Here is a 16761-nt window from a genome sequence, read left to right as displayed (position 1 = left end):
GCGCCTCCCCAAACGCGCTGCCCGGTAACGGCGCCTCTCCAAACCGCTGCTCAGTGCCTGCCCAACTCCCCTCGAAGGTAACCGCCTTCTTGCCCCGGAGCGCCCCTCCTGTTCCCATGGTCGTGGGGTGATGGTGCATGAACGGACTGCGCGTCATACCGACCTGGCGGCATGGCCAGGAGCGGCTCTACGTATGTCTCACGGACGGCAGGAACATCGCCTGGTACGACCGTGAGGCGGCCAGGGTCAACCTGATCGGGGAGAGCCGCAGGGAGGACGTCCTGGAGGCGCTCGGCCCCTTCATCACCGGCCCGGTCACGGTCGGCCCGCCCCCGGTCCCCACACCCGCGGAGCTGGCCCGGCTCTCCCTCCACCCGGACGACGACCTGGCCCCCAACCGCCCCGGCGAGGCCCTCCTGATCGACCTGGACCGCGATCCGGGTACCGTCCACCGCCTCCGGGCCGATCCGCGCCGCCGCGCCCTGGCGGCCGAGCAGACCGTCGGCGTGGCCCTGGACCGCCTGGACGGCGCCGGCTGGCACACGCTGCACTCGCTGCCCCTCCCCGGCGGGGACCGCGTCCACCACCTGGCCATCGGCCCGGCCGGCCTGTTCGCGGTCCACACGCTGTACGCCCGTAAGCAGCGGGTCCGGATCTCCGACCCCTTGGTCGGCCTGGGCCGCCGGGACCCGCAGCCCCTGCTGCGCCGGGTACGCGCCGACGCCGACCGCGCGTCCTACGCCCTGACGGCCGAGGTCCGCCCGGTACTGGCCCTGGTCGGCCCGACCGGCGTCTCCGTCACCGTCCCGCCGCGCGAGGTCCGCGTCCTGACCGACACTGAGCTCGCCGACCTGACCCGTCTCGGCGGCGTACTGAAGCCGGCGGACGTGGAAGCCCTGCACGCGATGGCCCGCGACCGGGGGACGTGGGCGAGGGTGTGACCTTCAGCCCGTCCGGCGTTTGAGTACGAGGGCCCGTTCAGGGCCGAAGCGGGGGTCTGGGGGCGCAGCCCCCAGGGACGGGACGGGTAGGGGCGGCGGGGGCGGGAACGAAGCCCGTGCCGGCCGGGCGGGAAGAGAACGGGCCGGAGGGCCCGGTCACGGCACCGCCCCCGCTCGCCCCGCGTCGAGCAGCGGCGCCAGCAGATCCCCGAAGTCCTGAAGCCGCGGAGCGACGTCGGAGGCCGCGAACGTGAGCGTCCCGACGGACCGGCACTCCTCGACCTCCTCCCAGGTGACCGGCGCCGACACGGTCGGCTCGGCCCGCGCCCGCAAGGTGTACGGCGTCGCGGTCGTCTTCCGCGCCGCGTTCTGACTCCAGTCCACGAACACCTTCCCCGGCCGCAGACTCCGCGTCATCCGGTGCAGAACCAGCCGCGGCATCGCCCGCTCCGCCTCCACGGCCAGCCGCTTCGCGTACTCCGTGACCCGTTCGGAGGAGGCACCCCGCACCGCCGCCAGCAGATGCAGCCCCTTCGACCCGGACGTCTTCGGCAACGCCTCGATCCCGTCCGCCGCGAGCCGCTCCCGCAGCCACACCGCGACCTCGCAGCACTCGACGACGGTCGCGGGAGTGCCGGGATCGAGGTCGAGGACGAGCCGGTCGGCGGTCTCCGGATCCTGGATCACCCACTGGGGCGTATGGAACTCCGTGACGAGGTTCGCCGCCCAGACCAGACTCGCCAGATCCTGTACGACCACCATCCGCGCGGGCCCCTCCGACCGGGGCACCTCGGCGGTGGTGACCCATTCGGGCGTCCCCGGCGGCACGTTCTTGGCGAAGAAGATCTGCCCGTCGGGCCCGTCCGGGTAGCGCAGGAAGGACAGCGGCCGGTCGCGCAGATGGGGGAGCAGGGCGTCGGCGACGGTCGCGTAGTAGTGCAGCACCTCACCCTTGGTGAAGCCGGTCGCCGGATACAGCACCTTCTCCAGATTGCTGAGCGCGAGCCGTCTCCCCTCCACCTCCGTGATCGGCGTCATACGATGAGAATCACATGAAACCGTCACATAAGGTTCATTCAGGAGGGCGCTGCACGTGAGATCCATTTGGAACGGCGCCATCTCCTTCGGCCTCGTCAGCATCCCGATCAAGCTGGTGAACGCCACCGAGAGCCACTCGATCTCCTTCCGCCAGATCCACACGGAGGACGGCGGCCGCATCCGCTACCGCAAGGTCTGCGAGCTGGAGGACCGCGAGGTGAGCTCGGCGGAGATCGGCAAGGGGTACGAGGACGCGGACGGCACGATCATCCCGATCACCGACGAGGACCTGTCCCATCTGCCGCTCCCGACCGCCAAGACCATCGAGATCGTGGCCTTCGTCCCGGCCGACCGGATCGACCCGCTCCAGATGGACGCCGCCTACTACCTCCAGGCGGGCGGTGCCCCGGCGGCCAAGCCGTACACGCTGCTCCGGGAGGCCCTGAAGCGCAGCCACAAGGTGGCGATCGCGAAGTACGCCCTGCGCGGCCGCGAGCGGCTCGGCATGCTCCGCGTGGTCGGCGAGGCGATCGCCATGCACGGTCTGCTGTGGCCGGACGAGGTCCGCGCGCCGGAAGGCGTGGCCCCGGACACCTCGGTCACCGTTCGCGACAAGGAACTCGACCTCGCGGACGCCCTGATGGACACCCTCGGCGAGGTCGATCTGGAGGACCTGCACGACGAGTACCGCGAGGCGGTGGAGGAGGTCGTGGCGGCGAAGGCGGCTGGCGAGACACCCCCCGAGGCCCCGTCCGCGCCGTCCAGCGGCAAGGTGCTGGACCTGATGGCGGCCCTGGAGAAGAGCGTGCGGGCGGCGAAGCAGTCGCGAGGCGAGGAGCCGGAGAAGGCCGCTTCGGAGAAGGAGACGGAGGAGACGGACCGGGAGTCGGAGTCGGAGTCGGAGTCGGAGGCCGAGGTCAGACATCTTTCGCAGCGCAGGTCGGCCCGTGCCGCGCCCAAGGGGACGGGTGGCAAGAAGTCGACCTCGACGGCGACGGCGAAGAAGACCACCGCGGCGCCGAGGAAGTCGACGTCGAAGACGGCGAGGTCGACGCAGCCGGCGAAGAAGGCAACGGCGTCGAAGAGCACGGCGGCGACGAAGAGCACGGCCAAGAAGGCCGCCGCGAAGAAGACGACGGACAAGGGGACGACGGCGAAGGGGACGACGAAGAAGTCCGCTGCGAAGAAGACGACGACGGCCCGCAAACGCACGGCCTGACCCCGCCCGAAGCCCACCCCCATCTCAGCCCTCCCACCTTCCCCCCGGCGGTACCTGCCCCCGGCGCCACTTCAACCCCGCGCCACTTCAACCCCGCGCCACTTCAACCCCGCGCCACTTCAACCTCGCGCCATCTCGCCCCCGCCACCTTGCCCCCGCGCCACCTCGCCCCCGCACCACTTCACCCCCCCGCCACCTTGCGCCCGCACCACTTCCCCCCCCCACCACCTCGCCCTCAACTCCTCCGCTCCTCACTCGCCTCGCCGACCGCACGCCCTCAGCTGCGGGTCTCCCTTTCGGCGGGGGGTCGCCCAAGCCGGGCAGCCTCTTCCGGCGCCCCTCGACCCCGGAGGGCCCGTCCCGACGGCTGGGCCTGCCCCGACCGCCCTGTTCGCCCTGTTCGCCCTGACTCCTGGGCCTCGGCGCCGCCGTCGTTGTCGTCCGCTTCGCTCCCGTCGCTCCCGTCGCTCCCCTCGCTTCCGTCGTCCCGGCGGGGGAAGGCCGCGCACAGCGTGACCACGCCCAGTGCCAGCCCCACGGCCGGCCGCACCGGGAACTCGCCGCCGTACGCGAACCCGTGCCCCGCGAAATACGTCAGCGCCCAGACGCTCACGCCGAGCCCGGCCCACATCCGCCAGGCCGCCGCCCCGCGGATCCCCGCGCCGGGCCGCACGCGCACCTCCACGGAGGCCAACGCCCGCTCCACCGGCCGCAACGCCCGCACCACCCCCACCAGGACGACGCCCAGCATCAGCAGCCACGGCACCCGCAACGCCCACCAACCCGTCGAGCCGTAACGGGGTTCGGGGGCGAGGCCGGTCAGATAGAAGGCGGCGGCGACGATCAGCACCGGCAGCATGTGCCAGAGGTAGAGCGCCATGCTGCCGGCCCCCAGTACCCGCACCGCCCGCCGCACCCGGGCCCGCTCCAGCACCCGTCGCACGACCGGTGCGATCAGCAGCGCCACCCCGACCTGAGCCAGGCTCCACGCCAGCATGGCCGCCGACGGGGGATTGGTGTTGCTCAGTTCCTCCCCGGTCACCAGGATCAGGCTGACGGGAAACGGACCGGGCCCGACGAGCAGGGCGAACCCCGCCCCGCCCCCCACCGCCAGGGCCACCGCCCGTCCCCGCGCCCGCGGCGCCGTCCCCCCGTCGCCGCCCAGCAGCCCGTCCCGCCAGCAGAGACCGAGCTGGTAGACGACGCCCCACACGAGCAGGTAGTTGAGCGCGCCGATCGCCTCGACGGCCGAGCCGCGTGAGGGCGCGTCGCCCGCCGCCACGAGCATGCCGACACCGAGACCCACCACACCCATGCCCACAGGGACGCGCAGGCCCCACCGTTCATGAAGGGAGTACAGCACCGGAGTCAGGGCGCTGAGCAGCAGATACACCGGCAGGAACCAGAACTGCATGGCCATCGCCCACCCCACCAGCGCGAGGGTGGCGCGGTCCACGCCGAGCGCGGAGCACACCCCGACGGCGAGCAGCACGAGGCCGCTGTACACGGCCGTGGGCAGCAGCAGCCGCACGGCACGCTGCCCCACCCATCCCGCGGCGCTCCCGCCGGCGGCCCGGGCCCGCGCCCAGGAGCCTGCGGCGGCATGTCCACCGGCGAGGAAGAACAACGGCATGATCTGGAAGCCCAGGGTCAGCCACTGCGTCCAGGGCACTGTCGCCAGCAGTTCCGGGGCGGTGATCTCGCCGTCCGGATGCCGGATCAGCCCGGTGATCAGCCAGTGGCCCAGCACGACGAGCAGGATCGCCCACGCCCGCAGGAAGTCGACATACCGGTCTCGGCTCATACGTCGCATGCTGCCCGCCCCCCAACTTCCCTGCGGCGACTAGTCCTTGTCGCAACCAAGCCGTACCCGGGACGACACCGGCCGGCCCGCTCCCACCCGAAGAAGCGGTCGGGCAGCCGCCGTCCGCGCCGCGTCCGTGAGCCCCGGCGGCGCTTCGACCCTGCACCCATGCTGACAGCCACCACTGACAACGGCCGGAGACCCGGAGTCCAAGAGCACCGACTACGCGTCAGGCATCTTGACGCTGCGCATGTTACCGGTAACATCGTTGTCCGTCGGAGCACCAACCGCACGCCCACGCAGAGGTGGGCCGTCCGCCCTCGGGAGTCCGCGTGACCGACCACCCCACGGCGCAGCGCGCCCCGGCCGGCCCGCCCACGCCGGACTCCACCGTCGGCACGACCCACGGCCCGACCGACGACAGGCCCCGCGACGCGACCGACGGCACGACCCACGTCACCAGTACCAGCGTCGGTATCAGTACCGCCCCCGTCCCCGTTCCCGTCCCCGCCCCGGCCCCTGTTTCCGCCCCCGTCTTCACCCCGTCCGCCGTGGTCGCCTCCTGCGTCGGCTTCATGCTCATCGGCGCTCTCCAGGCGTTCTACGGCCCCGCGATCCCGGGCCTGCGCGAGGAGTTCGGGCTCTCGCCCTCCGTGGCGGGCCTCGGGCTCAGCGCTCACTTCGTCGGCGGGGTCGCGGGAGTCCTCCTCTTCGACCGGCTGTACGGCCGTATCGGCAACCGGCGGATCCTGGCCGCCTCGTATCTGCTGATGGCCGTCGGGTCGGCAGGCTTCGCGGTCGCGCCGAACTGGCCGCTCGCCCTCACCGCCGCGCTCCTCGCGGGGTTCGGCTTCGGCGGAATCGACTACGGCCTCAATCAGCTCTTCGCGGTCGGCTTCGGCCACCGTTCGACCGCGATGCTCAACATCCTCAACGCCCACTTCGGCATCGGCGCGATCCTCGGCCCGGTCCTGATCGCGGTGGTGGGCGCCGAGCACTACCCCGTCGTCTTCCTGGTCTTCGCGCTCGCCAACCTGCCCCTGCTGTTCTGTCTGCACGGCGTACGCGACAGCCCCCCACGGTCACCGCAGCCCCCGGGGCGCCCCGCGTCCACCGGGGCGTCCACGCCCGCCGACCGCGCCCTGCGGTCCGTCCTCGCCGTCTTCGTCACCCTCTACGTCCTGCACGTCGGCATCGAGGCGGGTGTCGGCGGCTGGGAACCCACGCACCTGGAGACCGTCGGGCACGGCGCCGGCGTCGCGGCCACCGCGACCTCCGTGTACTGGCTGATGATGACCGTCGGCCGATTCCTGGTCGCCCCGATCGCGCTGCGCTTCTCCGCCCAGACCATCATCACGGTGTCCTGCGCGGGCATGACCGGCTGCCTTCTGCTGGCGGCCGTACCGGACCTGGCGCCCTTCGCCTACGCAGGCGTGGGCCTCTTCATCGCACCGATCTTCCCCACCGGACTGCCCTGGCTGCACCGGGCCGCCCCGCACGCCCGCCGGGCCGGCGCGGTCGTCATCGCCGCGTCCATGATGGGCGGCGTCGCGGCGGGCCCGGCACTCGGCAAGGTCATCGAGTGGTCCGGCGTCCGAGCAGTCCCGCTCCTCCTCGCCACCGTCTCCGCCGTCTGCCTCGCGGCCACCCTCTGGCTGACCCGAGCGACCCGCCCGAAGCCCGCGCGGTGACCACCCCGCCGCTCCCGGCCGCCACGCGGCACCGCCGGCCCGGGGCGGTGCGGCCGAGCCCGTCGCCGACCCGCGGGCATCCCGAGCCACACCCACACCCACGCACCCGCACGTCCGCCCCGACGAGCAGGCCCCCCGAAGCACAAGCACAAGCACGAGCACGAGCACGAGCACGAGACCGACAACGACACCGACACCGAGCACGAGACCGATCACGAGACCGAGCACGAGTACGCACCCGCACGTCCGTTCCGACGAAGGGACCCGCATGCCAGCCCTGACCACGACCTCCGACGGTTTCCTCCTCGACGGCGAACCGTTCCGCATCCTCTCCGGCGCTCTGCACTACTTCCGCGTCCACCCCGACCAGTGGACCGACCGGCTGCGCAAGGCCCGCCTCATGGGCCTGAACACCGTCGAGACGTACATCCCGTGGAACTTCCATCAGCCCGAACCCGGCACCCTCGTCCTCGACGGACTCCTCGACCTGCCCCGCTTCCTGCGGCTGGCCGCCGCGGAGGGCCTGCGCGTCCTCCTCCGCCCCGGCCCCTTCATCTGCGCCGAGTGGGACGGCGGCGGTCTGCCGCACTGGCTCACCACCGACCCCGACATCCGCCTGCGCACCAGCGACCCCCGCTTCACGGACGTCGTCGACCGCTACCTGGACCTCCTCCTCCCACCCCTCCTGCCGTACATGGCGGCGTCGGGCGGCCCGGTCATCGCCGTACAGGTGGAGAACGAGTACGGCGCCTACGGCGACGACATCGCCTACCTCAAGCACCTCGAGCACTCGCTCCGCGAACGCGGCGTCGAGGAGCTCCTCTTCACCTGCGACCAGACCGACGGCGATCACCTCAAGAACGGCGTGCTGCCCGGTGTCCTCGCCACCGGCACGTTCGGCAGCCGCGTGGACCAGTCCCTCCGGCGGCTCCGCGAGGCCCAGCCCGAAGGCCCCCTGATGTGTGGGGAGTTCTGGATCGGCTGGTTCGACCACTGGGGCGGCCCGCACCACGGAAGGGACGCCGAGGACGCCGCCGCCGACCTCGACCGGCTCCTCTCGGCGGGCGCCTCCGTCAACATCTACATGTTCCACGGCGGCACCAACTTCGGTTACACCAACGGCGCCAACCACCACCACGCCTACGTGCCCACGGTCACCTCCTACGACTACGACGCCCCGCTCACCGAGAGCGGCGACCCGGGCCCGAAGTACCACGCCTTCCGCGAGGTCATCGCCCGCCACGCCCCGGTCCCGGACGAGCCGGTGCCCGCCCCGTCGCCCAAACTCCCCCCGACCACGGTCCGGTTGACCCACCGCGCCCCGCTCCTCCCGCTCGCCGACCGCCCCGTGCACGCCACGCACCCCCGCTCCGCCGACGAGCTGAACCAACGCTCCGGGTACACCCTGTACCGGACCACCGTCCCCGCCCCCGGGGCCGGCCTCCTGCACTTCGCCGGCGGAGTGGGGGACCGCGCCCAGGTCTTCCTGGACGGCGCCCCCGCGGGCGTCCTCGAACGCGAGCGCTACGACGAGACGCTGCCCGTCCACGTCCCCCGCCCCGACGCCGTACTCGAGGTGCTCGTGGAGAACATGGGCCGGGTCAACTACGGCCCCCGTATCGGCGTCCCCAAGGGCCTGCTGGGCCCGGTCACGCTCGACGGCACACCCCTGCACGGCTGGGACTCCCACGCACTGCCCCTGGACGACGTACCGGTCACCGCCGTGTTCACCCCGGCCGAGAACCCCACCTCCGCCGAACCCGCCCTGCACCGCGGCACGTTCGAGGTGCGGACCCCCGCCGACACCTTCCTCTCCCTCCCCGGCTGGACGAAGGGCCAGGCCTGGGTCAACGGGTTCCACCTAGGCCGCTACTGGAGCCGCGGCCCGCAGCGCACCCTCTACGTCCCGGCCCCCGCCCTGCGCCCCGGCGCCAACGAACTGGTCGTCCTCGAACTGCACGGCACCACCACCCTGGACGCCCACCTCACCGACACCCCCGACCTCGGCCCGGAGCGGTCCTGATGCGGCACCGGGTGAGCCTTCCGCCTCCCTCCGGGCCCCCGCTCCGAGGCCACCTCCCCTTCGCCGACGCCTCCACCGCCCCCGACCTCGTCGAGGTGACCAGCCGCTGGCTGACCAGGGGCGGCCGCCCCTGGTTCCCCGTCTCGGGGGAGTTCCACTACTCCCGGTACCCGGCCCGGGAGTGGGAGGAGGAGCTGCTGAAGATGAAGGCGGGCGGGGTCACGGCCGTCGCCTCGTACGTCATCTGGATCCACCACGAGGAGACCGAGGGCCGCGTCCGCTTCGACGCCGACCGCGACCTGCGCCGCTTCGCCCGGCTCTGCGCCCGCCACGGCCTGGACTTCATCCCCCGCATCGGCCCGTGGTCGCACGCGGAGGTCCGGGGCGGCGGCCTCCCCGACTGGGTGCTCGCCCGCACCGCGGCCCCCCGCACCGACGACCCGGCGTACCTGACCGCCGTCCGCCCCTGGTGGGAGGCGATCGCGTCACAACTGGACGGCCTGGACCGCGCGCACGGCGGCCCGATCGTCGCGATCCAGATCGAGAACGAGCTCTACGACCAGCCCGGCCACCTCCGCACGCTGAAGCGCATGGCCCAGGAGGCCGGCCTCAGCGCCCCCCTGTGGACCTCGACGGCATGGGGCGGAGTCCACCTCCCCGACGACGAACTGCTGCCCCTCTACGGCGGTTACCCCGAGGCCTTCTGGACCGAGGCCGACGGCGGCTGGCCCGACACCTGCCGCAAGCACTTCTTCTTCACCCACCAGCGCGACGACGAGGGCATCGGCGCCGACCTGCGCCCGACGACCGTACGCGGCACGGATCCCGACACCCACGCGGACCGATTCCCCTGGGCCACCTGCGAGTTGGGCGGTGGCATGGCCGTCGCCTACCACCGCCGTCCGCGGGTCGACGCCCCCGACATCGGCGCCCTCGGCCTCACGAAGATCGGCTGCGGTTCGGTCTGGCAGGGCTACTACATGTTCCACGGCGGCACCAACCCGGCGGGGGAGCGGACGACCCTCCAGGAGTCCCACGCCACCGCCTACCCCAACGACCTCCCGGTCCTGACCTACGACTTCCAGGCCCCCCTCGGCGAATACGGCCAGTACCGCCCCTCGTACGACGAACTGCGCCTCCAGCACCTGCTGTTGGCGGACTTCGGCGAGGTGATCGCCCCCATGCGGTCGGTACTGCCGGACGGCCGCCCGCGCGGCCAGCACGACCGCGACACCCTGCGCTGGGCGGTCCGCGGCGACGGGCGCACCTCGGGCTTCCTCTTCGTCACCAACCACCAGCCGCACGAGCCGCTCCCGGACCACCCGGACACCAGCTTCACGATCGGCTTCCCCGACGCCCCGCCCCTCACCCTCCCCAGCATCCCCGTCACCGTCCCCACGGGCGCCTACTTCTGCTGGCCGCTGCGCCTGGACGTGGCGGGCCTGCGCCTGGACTGGGCCACCGCCCAGCCCGTCTGCACGATCGTGGACGACGACGGCCGTACGGTCCTGGTCCTGGCGGCGACGGACGGCATCGCGCCCGAACTGGCCCTGGACGCACGGACGGTGAGGTCCGTCGCCACCCCGCCCGGTACGGACGTCGCGACCGTGGCCGACGGCGACCGCATCCTGATCACCGGCCTGCGCCCCGGCACGGACGCCCTGGTCGAGACGGAGACCCCGGCCGGCGACCGGGTCGCCCTCCTCGTCCTGGACGCCGCCACCGCCCGCACCGCCTACCGGGGCGAGGCCTGGGGCGCGCGGCGGCTCGTCCTGTGCCCCGAGGGCGTGGTCTTCGACGCGCCGAACGGCGAGGTACGCATCCACCCCCGCACCTCCCAGGACGAGGGGCCCCGCGCCCGCACGGCCGTCCCTTCGGTCTCCCTCTCCGTCCTCCCGGCCCCGCCCCGCCCGCCGACGACACCCGGTGCCACCGTGAAGGAGAGCCAGGACGGCGCCCTGACCCGCTACACACTCGTCCCCGACGAGGACGCGCCCACCGTCCCCGCCGTCACCCTCACCGCGCTCCGCCCGGCGGGCCCGGCACCGACCCCGGAGACGGGCGTACTGGGCCGGGCGAGCGCCCCCGCCGACGAGCACTACGACACGAAGGCGGCCGTCTACCGCGTCGACGTACCGGCGACCCGCGCCGACGTACCGGCGACCCGCGCCGGCACCCCCACCCCGCCCGGCTCCGACCTGCTGCGCCTGCACTGGACCGGCGACGTGGCCCGCGCCTACGTGGGGGACACACTCGTCGCCGACCAGTTCTTCACGGGCCGCCCGTGGGACATCGCGCTCGACCGACTCCCGCCCGGTGAGCCGCTCACCCTGAGAATCCTGCCGCTCGCCGCAGACGCGGCGGTCCACCTGCCCGTCACCCCGCCGGCCGGTATCGCCGAGGTACGGCACGCCGAACGGATCACGACCCGCACCTGGCGGCTCGGCACGACCTGACCCGCGCTTCCTCGTCCGCCCGGCCTATCCTGTGGGTCCGCCGGGCGGCCCAGCGCGACTGGCCCCGGACCAGTCCCGAGGAAGAAGCCCCCACCATGACCCGAAGCGCCGCCGACGGCCCGGCCGGCCCGGCGTCCAGGGGACGCAGCAGACGCAACTTCGCGGGCTCACGTCCGGTCATGGACGACGTCGCGAAACTGGCCGGAGTCTCCAAGCAGACGGTCTCCCGGGTGCTCAACGACCACCCGGCCGTCCGCGCCGAGACCCGGGAGGCGGTCCGGGCGGCCATGCGCACCCTCGGCTACCGCCCCAGCAGCAGCGCCCGCTCACTGGCCAGCGGCCGCACCCGCATGCTCGGCGTGATCTCCTTCGACGCGGCCCGCTACGGCCCCGCCTCCACCCTGACCGCCATCAACACGGCGGCGCAGGAGGCCGGTTACCTGGTGAGCTCGATCGCGCTGGACACCGCGGACCGGGACACGGTGGTACGGGCCGCGGACCGGCTGTCGGCGGAGGGCGCGGACGGCGTGATCGCGATCGCCCCCCAGGTCCGGGTGGCCCGCGCGCTCGCCGAGGCCCACCTGGACACCCCCCTGGTCGTCATGGACAACGACCTCGGTGACGGCACCCCGATGGTCACCTCGGACGCCCGCACCGGCGCCCGCAAGGCCACACGGCACCTCCTCTCCCTCGGCCACCCCACGGTCCACCACCTGGCGGGCCCGGCGGGCTGGACCTCGGCGGACCGCCGGGCGGAGAGCTGGCGCACCACCCTCGAGGCGGCCGGAGCCGAGGTGCACACCCCTGTCTTCGGCGACTGGAGCGCGGACTCCGGCTACGACCTGGGCCGCGAACTGGCGAAGGACCCGTCCGTCACCGCCGTCTTCGTGTCGAACGACCAGATGGCCCTCGGCGTCCTGCGCGCCCTGTACGAGGCGGGCCGCCGGGTCCCGGAGGACGTCAGCGTCGTCGGCTACGACGACATCCCCGAGGCCGCACACTTCCTTCCCCCGCTGACCACGATCCGTACGGACTTCACGGACATCGGCACGATCTCCCTCCGCATCCTGCTGAACCGCATCGACAGCCCGTCGACCCCCGGCAGCCCGCTCACGATCGTCCCCGTCGACCTGTGCGTCCGCCACAGCACGGCCGGCCCACGCCGACCGGGGTCACGCGTCTGACCGGGTTCCATCGCGCGGGCCCCGCAAGGCCGCGGCATGGAGATGCTCCAGGGCGTCCAGCACGACGGTGTTCCAGTGCCAGGCCAGCCACCGGCCGACATCGCTGCCGGTCTGCCGCAGGGCGGCCAGCTCGGCATGGGTGAAACCGGTCAGCGGCCGCTCGTGATGCGAGGACACCATTCCCAGCGGCACGCCCAGCCGGTTCACCAGCGGAACACTGTGCGCGGCCCGACTGCCGGTCTGCAGGATGGCGTGGCGGGAAGCCTCGTCGAACACCGGCGCCGACTCCACGTCCCGCACGGTGACCTGCCGACGCTGCTCGGCCGCCTGCGAGCAGGAGGTGGTCGCGGTGTCGACGAAGGCGAAGAAGTCGGTGAAATACCTGTTCAGACCGGTGTGCCGGGCCAGACGGAGCCGACCTCGCTCGCTCAGCTGGACATTGCCCATGGGTGTCTGGGTGATCGACAGCACCCGTTGCAGGGTCGCCGCGACGACGGCGCCCTGGCTGGTGCCGTTGCCACGCTCGACCGGGAGCCCGGGAAGCGCGGGCGGGCCACGCCGCACCCGGCCGGGGAACCACAGCTCGGCGTCGGCATCGGGCGCCGGTGTGCGCACGACGGCGTCGGCGAGCGTGGAGAGCTTGATGTTGAACTGCTGGGAGGCGTTCTTCATCAGTGCGAACGCCTCATCGGTGGAGCCGAGACCGTAGCGGTCGAGCAACACCCCCTCGGCACGGGCGACCCCGGCGCGGCCGTACAGACGGTTGCGTAGATCGAGATCGTCCTGCCGCCACTGCGGTCCGCTTCCCTGTCGGGACCGGGAGCCGGACACATCGGCCGCCGAGCCTCCTTCGGCAGGGTGCCGGGACAGCTGGCTCATACCAAGGACTCCAATCCGGGGTGAGTCCGAGCAACGGACGACAGCGAACCCGGCGGGCGCTCCCCGGCCGGCCGGGGGCGTACCTCCTTACCGAGCACTGCCAACGCCTAACCGGAAGCCTGCCGAATAAACCCGCCGGCTTACGCGTCACAGCGGATGCGGGGCGGTGCGCGGGCCGGGCGGCGCGGTGAGCGCATAGGCGGCGACCAGGCCGGCCACACCGAGTACGCAGTCCAGATAGATCGACGTGGATTCCGAGATCCCGTTCCCGGCGATGATCAGAATGACTCCGGTCACGAGAATTGCCAGGAATCCCATGTAGTGATCGTGAAGCACGGCCCGAAAGCTGATGCGCACGCACCCTCACCTCTTCCCGTCCTGTCCTGCTGTCTTGTCCTGCCTGAGATGGGGGCCATTCGACCAGTCCCCCGGCCGGCCGTCCACGGATTCCGGGATGTCCCGATCGACACGGAACCCGAGCGCATCCCGTACGTACGATGCCGAACGCGGGCTCTCCGCCACCTGCGAAGACGCCGTTCCTGACCGAAGGGCAACGCATAGCAGCGAATAGCAGTGAATTCCAGCGAGGTTCGGTAAAGCTCGATGAAGCCGACGAAGTCCGATGAAGTTCGGTGAAGCCCGATGAAGTTCCGTGAACCGCTGCGCGTTCGAAGGATCTGGTGGGACGATCTCATCCGCCCGGTGGGGTATGCATGAGCCGGTGGGCTGTGCATGAGAGGGGGCACCATGGGCACCAACCAGCATTCCGAGACACCGCCCGTGCGGCGCTTCGCCGCGGAGTTACGACGGTTGCGCATCACCGCCGGTGAGCCTCAGGTCAAGACGATCGCCTCGCGGGCCCAGTGCAGTCCGGCGACCGTTTCCGAGGTGCTCAACGGGCACCGCCTCGCGAGCGAGACGGTCACCCGTCGTCTGGTGGCCGCGCTCGGGGGCGACTGGGCGCACTGGGGCGGGTTGTGGCGTGCGGCGAAGACGGAACTCGACGAGCTGAGGCGGGACACCCCGGACGCGAGCCGGGAACCAGGGGCTTTCGGCACGGGACCGGACCTTTCCGAAGCGTTCCGGAGCACCTCCCAGGCGGAGATGGTGTGCTACCCGAACCCTCCCGCCTTCTACAAGGCCGTGGCCGATCACATTCGCGCGGCCCGATCCGAAATCCGCCTCACCTACGTGCGGCTCCACCCGCCCACCCAATGGGGATCCACGGAACCCGCCTCGTACTACGACACGGTATTGCAGTGGGCCAGGGACAATTCCGCCGAGTGCGCGAGCGTAAGGCGCATCATCGGCGTCCCCGAACGCAAGGGCGTACCGAAAGCGACCTACTTCGAGTGGCTGAGGCAACACCAGGAGGAGGTCAAGGATCTCTATACCTACGAGGCACGCGTCATGCCGTGGAGCGCTTCCTGCGCCTGGTACAACATGGGCCTCATCGACGACACGGTCACCTTTCTCTCCTTCTCCGGCGCGGGTCGCCGACAACTGACCGGATTCAGCGTCGAAAATCCCCAGTTCCTGGCGTACTTCGCGGACAGTTTCGACCAGGCCTGGGGCGCCTTGGAACCCCTGGACACCTACGTGACCAGGCACTCCACACCGACCCCGCACCCCACCGGGCCCCCACCCCCCGAGGCCCGAAGGCCCGGCCCCACCGCGCCGGATCCACCACCGCACAAGGGGCATTGAGTTCCGGGTGCCTGGAAAGGACGATGGCGCGTCCTCCCGAGGTCCCGAGGTCCTGAGGTCCCGAGGTCCCGAGGTCCTGAGGTCCTGAGGTCCCGAGGTCCGGAGGTCCGGAGGTCCCGTACCGAGTCGGCACCCCCCTCGTTCCCTCCGGCTGGCGGGCTGTCCGTCCGACGTGGTCCTCAACCCCACCGCGGGCACGTGCGGTCGCGCGCCGGCGGACGCAACTCCTCACGACGGCTCGGGAAGCAGCGCCAGGGGAACCGCTTCCTGCACTTTGCTGGTCTCCGCCACTCCGAGGAGAGGAGACAGACGATGCCGGAAGCCGGACCGCCGAGGCCCGTGAGACCTCGGTCCGGAGGGACGCTGCGGGGCACCCTCTTCGGGGGCCTGGCCTCGGTGGTCTCCATCGCCGCCATCGGCAGGGTCTGGACCGCGTGCGACATCGGCGTCAACGCAGCGGCCAACAGCTTGACGCTGCTGCTGCTCGCCCCTCTCATATGGATCGGCGTAGCCATTGCCTGGGTCGTCCTCTACCGCACCCTGGGAAGGCGTCGTCCAGGCACAGCACTGACCGCGGGACTCGTCTTCACCGTGTTCGTCACATGGTTCCTGGTGACGTGGCTCGGCGTGGCCGACTCCTACCCTGCCCCTCGATGCCCGGGCAACGTCCCGCCCTGGTGGCCGGGCTTCATCCCGACATGACGGCGCGCCAAAGCTGCGGCGACCAGGGGATCCAGGCCCGCCCTGGCTCGCAGGCACATCCACCGGTCGAGAACCGTGCTCGATCACAGCCAGGTGGTGGCCGGCCAGAGGGCCACGGCCGCGGTGGCGATGAGCCCGACGTTGAGTGTGATCCGGCGGTCCTCGCCGGTCAGGTGGACGGCGATCGCACCGATCTGCAGGAGCACGAACCCGATGGTCGCGGCCAGTGCCAGCCAGGGTGCGATGCCGGTCAGAGGCGGCAGGATCAGCCCGGCCGCGCCGAGTATTTCGACCGTCCCCAGCGCCCTGACCGCGGGCAGGGGCATGCGATCGACCCAGGCCATCATCGGGCGGAGTTGATCTCGGCTACGGAACACCTTCATCCCGCCTGCGTAGAGGTAGAAGAGGGCGAGCAGTCCGGCGACGATCCAATACGCGATGTTCATGATTCCCGTCCACGGTCACCGGCTTGCGGGTGACCCGTCGATTTCCCAGGGCAGCCCCTGGAGAAGGCCCGAGCCGTTGCCTGAGTGACCCGGAAGGTGAAAGGCGGAGCGCCCCGGCTGCGCCGGTCAGGTGGAGGCGGCCGGGCGGTGTCGTCCAGCCGGCTTCAGGTGAGGTCGGTGGCGGGCTCGGTCGCGTAGCGGCTCATCGCCTGGATGCCGGCCTGTGGCGTGAGCGGCCGACCGCTGACGACCACGTTCCGGAGGTCGCGGAAGTACTGCACATACAGGTCGGGGGTGAACGTGCTGAGCATGACGGCGGGTTGGTCGGTGATGTTGGCGAAGGTGTGAGGGGCGCCGGGCGGGACCATCACGAGCGCGCCCGTGGCGGCGTCGTAGTCCTTGTCCCCGACGGTGAATCGCACCGTGCCGGAGACGATGTAGAAGCCCTCGTCGTGCTGGGCGTGGCGGTGCTGCGGCGGTCCGGGGGTGTGCGGGGCGAGGACGGACTCGGCGATTCCGAGGCGGTGCCCGGTATGGCTGCCGTCTTCGAGGATGCGCATGCGCGTGGTGCCCAGGACGATCGTCTCACCGTCGCCGGGACCGACCACCGATACGGCGGGGTCGGCCTGCGGCGCGCTGGTCTTCGCTTCTTCCGTCATGTTCCGAGTGCA

14 protein-coding genes are annotated in these 16761 nt (G+C 71.8%); 8 read left to right on the top strand and 6 right to left on the bottom strand.

The genetic code is table 11. From position 1 onward, the window contains the following. Nucleotides 1-137: 137 nt before the first annotated feature. A complete protein-coding gene (locus OG933_RS15285) occupies nt 138-941 on the top strand; it encodes a nuclease-related domain-containing protein (protein ID WP_405627485.1) in 804 nt (267 codons plus the stop codon). A 156-nt stretch (nt 942-1097) separates the two neighbouring features. Here the strand turns inward: OG933_RS15285 and ligD are convergent, their stop codons facing one another. Continuing rightward, on the bottom strand, nt 1098-1979 hold the full coding sequence (gene ligD / locus OG933_RS15280; RefSeq protein WP_405627483.1) for a non-homologous end-joining DNA ligase: 882 nt from the start codon (nt 1977-1979) through the stop codon (nt 1098-1100). Nucleotides 1980-2034: 55 nt separating this feature from the next. Between ligD and OG933_RS15275 the strand changes: the two genes are divergently transcribed. Beyond that, a complete protein-coding gene (locus tag OG933_RS15275; protein ID WP_405627481.1) occupies nt 2035-3198 on the top strand; it encodes a Ku protein in 1164 nt (387 codons plus the stop codon). A gap of 277 nt (nt 3199-3475) precedes the next feature. Here the strand turns inward: OG933_RS15275 and OG933_RS15270 are convergent, their stop codons facing one another. Beyond that, nucleotides 3476-5002: an acyltransferase gene (locus tag OG933_RS15270; RefSeq protein ID WP_405627479.1), complete on the bottom strand. Its 1527-nt coding sequence runs from the start codon at nt 5000-5002 to the stop codon at nt 3476-3478. A gap of 575 nt (nt 5003-5577) precedes the next feature. Here OG933_RS15270 and OG933_RS15265 point away from each other — a divergent pair. The 4 genes from OG933_RS15265 to OG933_RS15250 all read left to right on the top strand — a co-directional run bounded on the left by OG933_RS15265 (nt 5578) and on the right by OG933_RS15250 (nt 12356). Next, nucleotides 5578-6693: an MFS transporter gene (locus OG933_RS15265; RefSeq protein WP_405633398.1), complete on the top strand. Its 1116-nt coding sequence runs from the start codon at nt 5578-5580 to the stop codon at nt 6691-6693. 268 nt (nt 6694-6961) lie between these two features. Next, nucleotides 6962-8716, top strand: a complete 1755-nt coding sequence (locus OG933_RS15260) for a glycoside hydrolase family 35 protein (protein ID WP_405627477.1) — start codon at nt 6962-6964, stop codon at nt 8714-8716. Continuing rightward, nucleotides 8716-11172 (top strand): beta-galactosidase, encoded by a 2457-nt coding sequence (locus OG933_RS15255; protein WP_405627475.1) that lies wholly within the window; start codon nt 8716-8718, stop codon nt 11170-11172. Before OG933_RS15260 ends, OG933_RS15255 begins: the two co-directional genes overlap by 1 nt. Before the next feature lie 95 nt (nt 11173-11267). Then, entirely contained in the window at nt 11268-12356 is a 1089-nt protein-coding gene (locus tag OG933_RS15250; RefSeq protein ID WP_054239937.1) for a LacI family DNA-binding transcriptional regulator, read from the top strand. Here OG933_RS15250 and OG933_RS15245 read toward each other — a convergent pair. Together OG933_RS15245 and OG933_RS15240 are read right to left on the bottom strand one after the other, a co-directional pair. Further along, nucleotides 12345-13235 (bottom strand): GAF and ANTAR domain-containing protein, encoded by an 891-nt coding sequence (locus tag OG933_RS15245; protein ID WP_405627474.1) that lies wholly within the window; start codon nt 13233-13235, stop codon nt 12345-12347. The two genes, OG933_RS15250 and OG933_RS15245, sit on opposite strands and share 12 nt — an antisense overlap. Before the next feature lie 147 nt (nt 13236-13382). Next, nucleotides 13383-13592, bottom strand: coding sequence for a hypothetical protein (locus OG933_RS15240; protein WP_362526137.1), 210 nt, complete (start codon nt 13590-13592; stop codon nt 13383-13385). A gap of 390 nt (nt 13593-13982) precedes the next feature. Here OG933_RS15240 and OG933_RS15235 point away from each other — a divergent pair, with 390 nt between their 5' ends. After that, nucleotides 13983-14942, top strand: coding sequence for a helix-turn-helix transcriptional regulator (locus OG933_RS15235; protein ID WP_362526139.1), 960 nt, complete (start codon nt 13983-13985; stop codon nt 14940-14942). A gap of 339 nt (nt 14943-15281) precedes the next feature. Further along, the gene (locus OG933_RS15230) at nt 15282-15644 is read left to right on the top strand and encodes a hypothetical protein (protein ID WP_405627473.1); all 363 of its coding nucleotides are present in this window, start codon (nt 15282-15284) and stop codon (nt 15642-15644) included. An 83-nt stretch (nt 15645-15727) separates the two neighbouring features. On the opposite strand, the gene OG933_RS15225 is transcribed toward OG933_RS15230, so the two are convergent. Next, a complete protein-coding gene (locus OG933_RS15225) occupies nt 15728-16090 on the bottom strand; it encodes a DoxX family protein (protein WP_405627471.1) in 363 nt (120 codons plus the stop codon). A 164-nt stretch (nt 16091-16254) separates the two neighbouring features. Then, nucleotides 16255-16749, bottom strand: a complete 495-nt coding sequence (locus OG933_RS15220) for a cupin domain-containing protein (RefSeq protein ID WP_405627470.1) — start codon at nt 16747-16749, stop codon at nt 16255-16257. Nucleotides 16750-16761 lie beyond the last annotated feature (12 nt).

This window comes from Streptomyces sp. NBC_00016, from assembly GCF_045040885.1.
GTDB lineage: Bacteria > Actinomycetota > Actinomycetes > Streptomycetales > Streptomycetaceae > Streptomyces > Streptomyces coriariae.
Note: the sequence above shows the minus strand (reverse complement) of the source record. Positions and strands in the feature narration are given on the sequence as shown.

Bases quoted from the DNA above. Each gene is read 5' to 3' on its own strand.
- OG933_RS15285 (WP_405627485.1), top strand. From the start codon at position 138: ATGAACGGACTGCGCGTCATACCGACCTGGCGGCATGGCCAGGAGCGG.
- ligD (WP_405627483.1), bottom strand. From the start codon at position 1,979: ATGACGCCGATCACGGAGGTGGAGGGGAGACGGCTCGCGCTCAGCAAT.
- OG933_RS15270 (WP_405627479.1), bottom strand. From the start codon at position 5,002: ATGAGCCGAGACCGGTATGTCGACTTCCTGCGGGCGTGGGCGATCCTG.
- OG933_RS15265 (WP_405633398.1), top strand. From the start codon at position 5,578: ATGCTCATCGGCGCTCTCCAGGCGTTCTACGGCCCCGCGATCCCGGGC.
- OG933_RS15260 (WP_405627477.1), top strand. From the start codon at position 6,962: ATGCCAGCCCTGACCACGACCTCCGACGGTTTCCTCCTCGACGGCGAA.
- OG933_RS15255 (WP_405627475.1), top strand. From the start codon at position 8,716: ATGCGGCACCGGGTGAGCCTTCCGCCTCCCTCCGGGCCCCCGCTCCGA.
- OG933_RS15250 (WP_054239937.1), top strand. From the start codon at position 11,268: ATGACCCGAAGCGCCGCCGACGGCCCGGCCGGCCCGGCGTCCAGGGGA.
- OG933_RS15245 (WP_405627474.1), bottom strand. From the start codon at position 13,235: ATGAGCCAGCTGTCCCGGCACCCTGCCGAAGGAGGCTCGGCGGCCGAT.
- OG933_RS15235 (WP_362526139.1), top strand. From the start codon at position 13,983: ATGGGCACCAACCAGCATTCCGAGACACCGCCCGTGCGGCGCTTCGCC.
- OG933_RS15225 (WP_405627471.1), bottom strand. From the start codon at position 16,090: ATGAACATCGCGTATTGGATCGTCGCCGGACTGCTCGCCCTCTTCTAC.
- OG933_RS15220 (WP_405627470.1), bottom strand. From the start codon at position 16,749: ATGACGGAAGAAGCGAAGACCAGCGCGCCGCAGGCCGACCCCGCCGTA.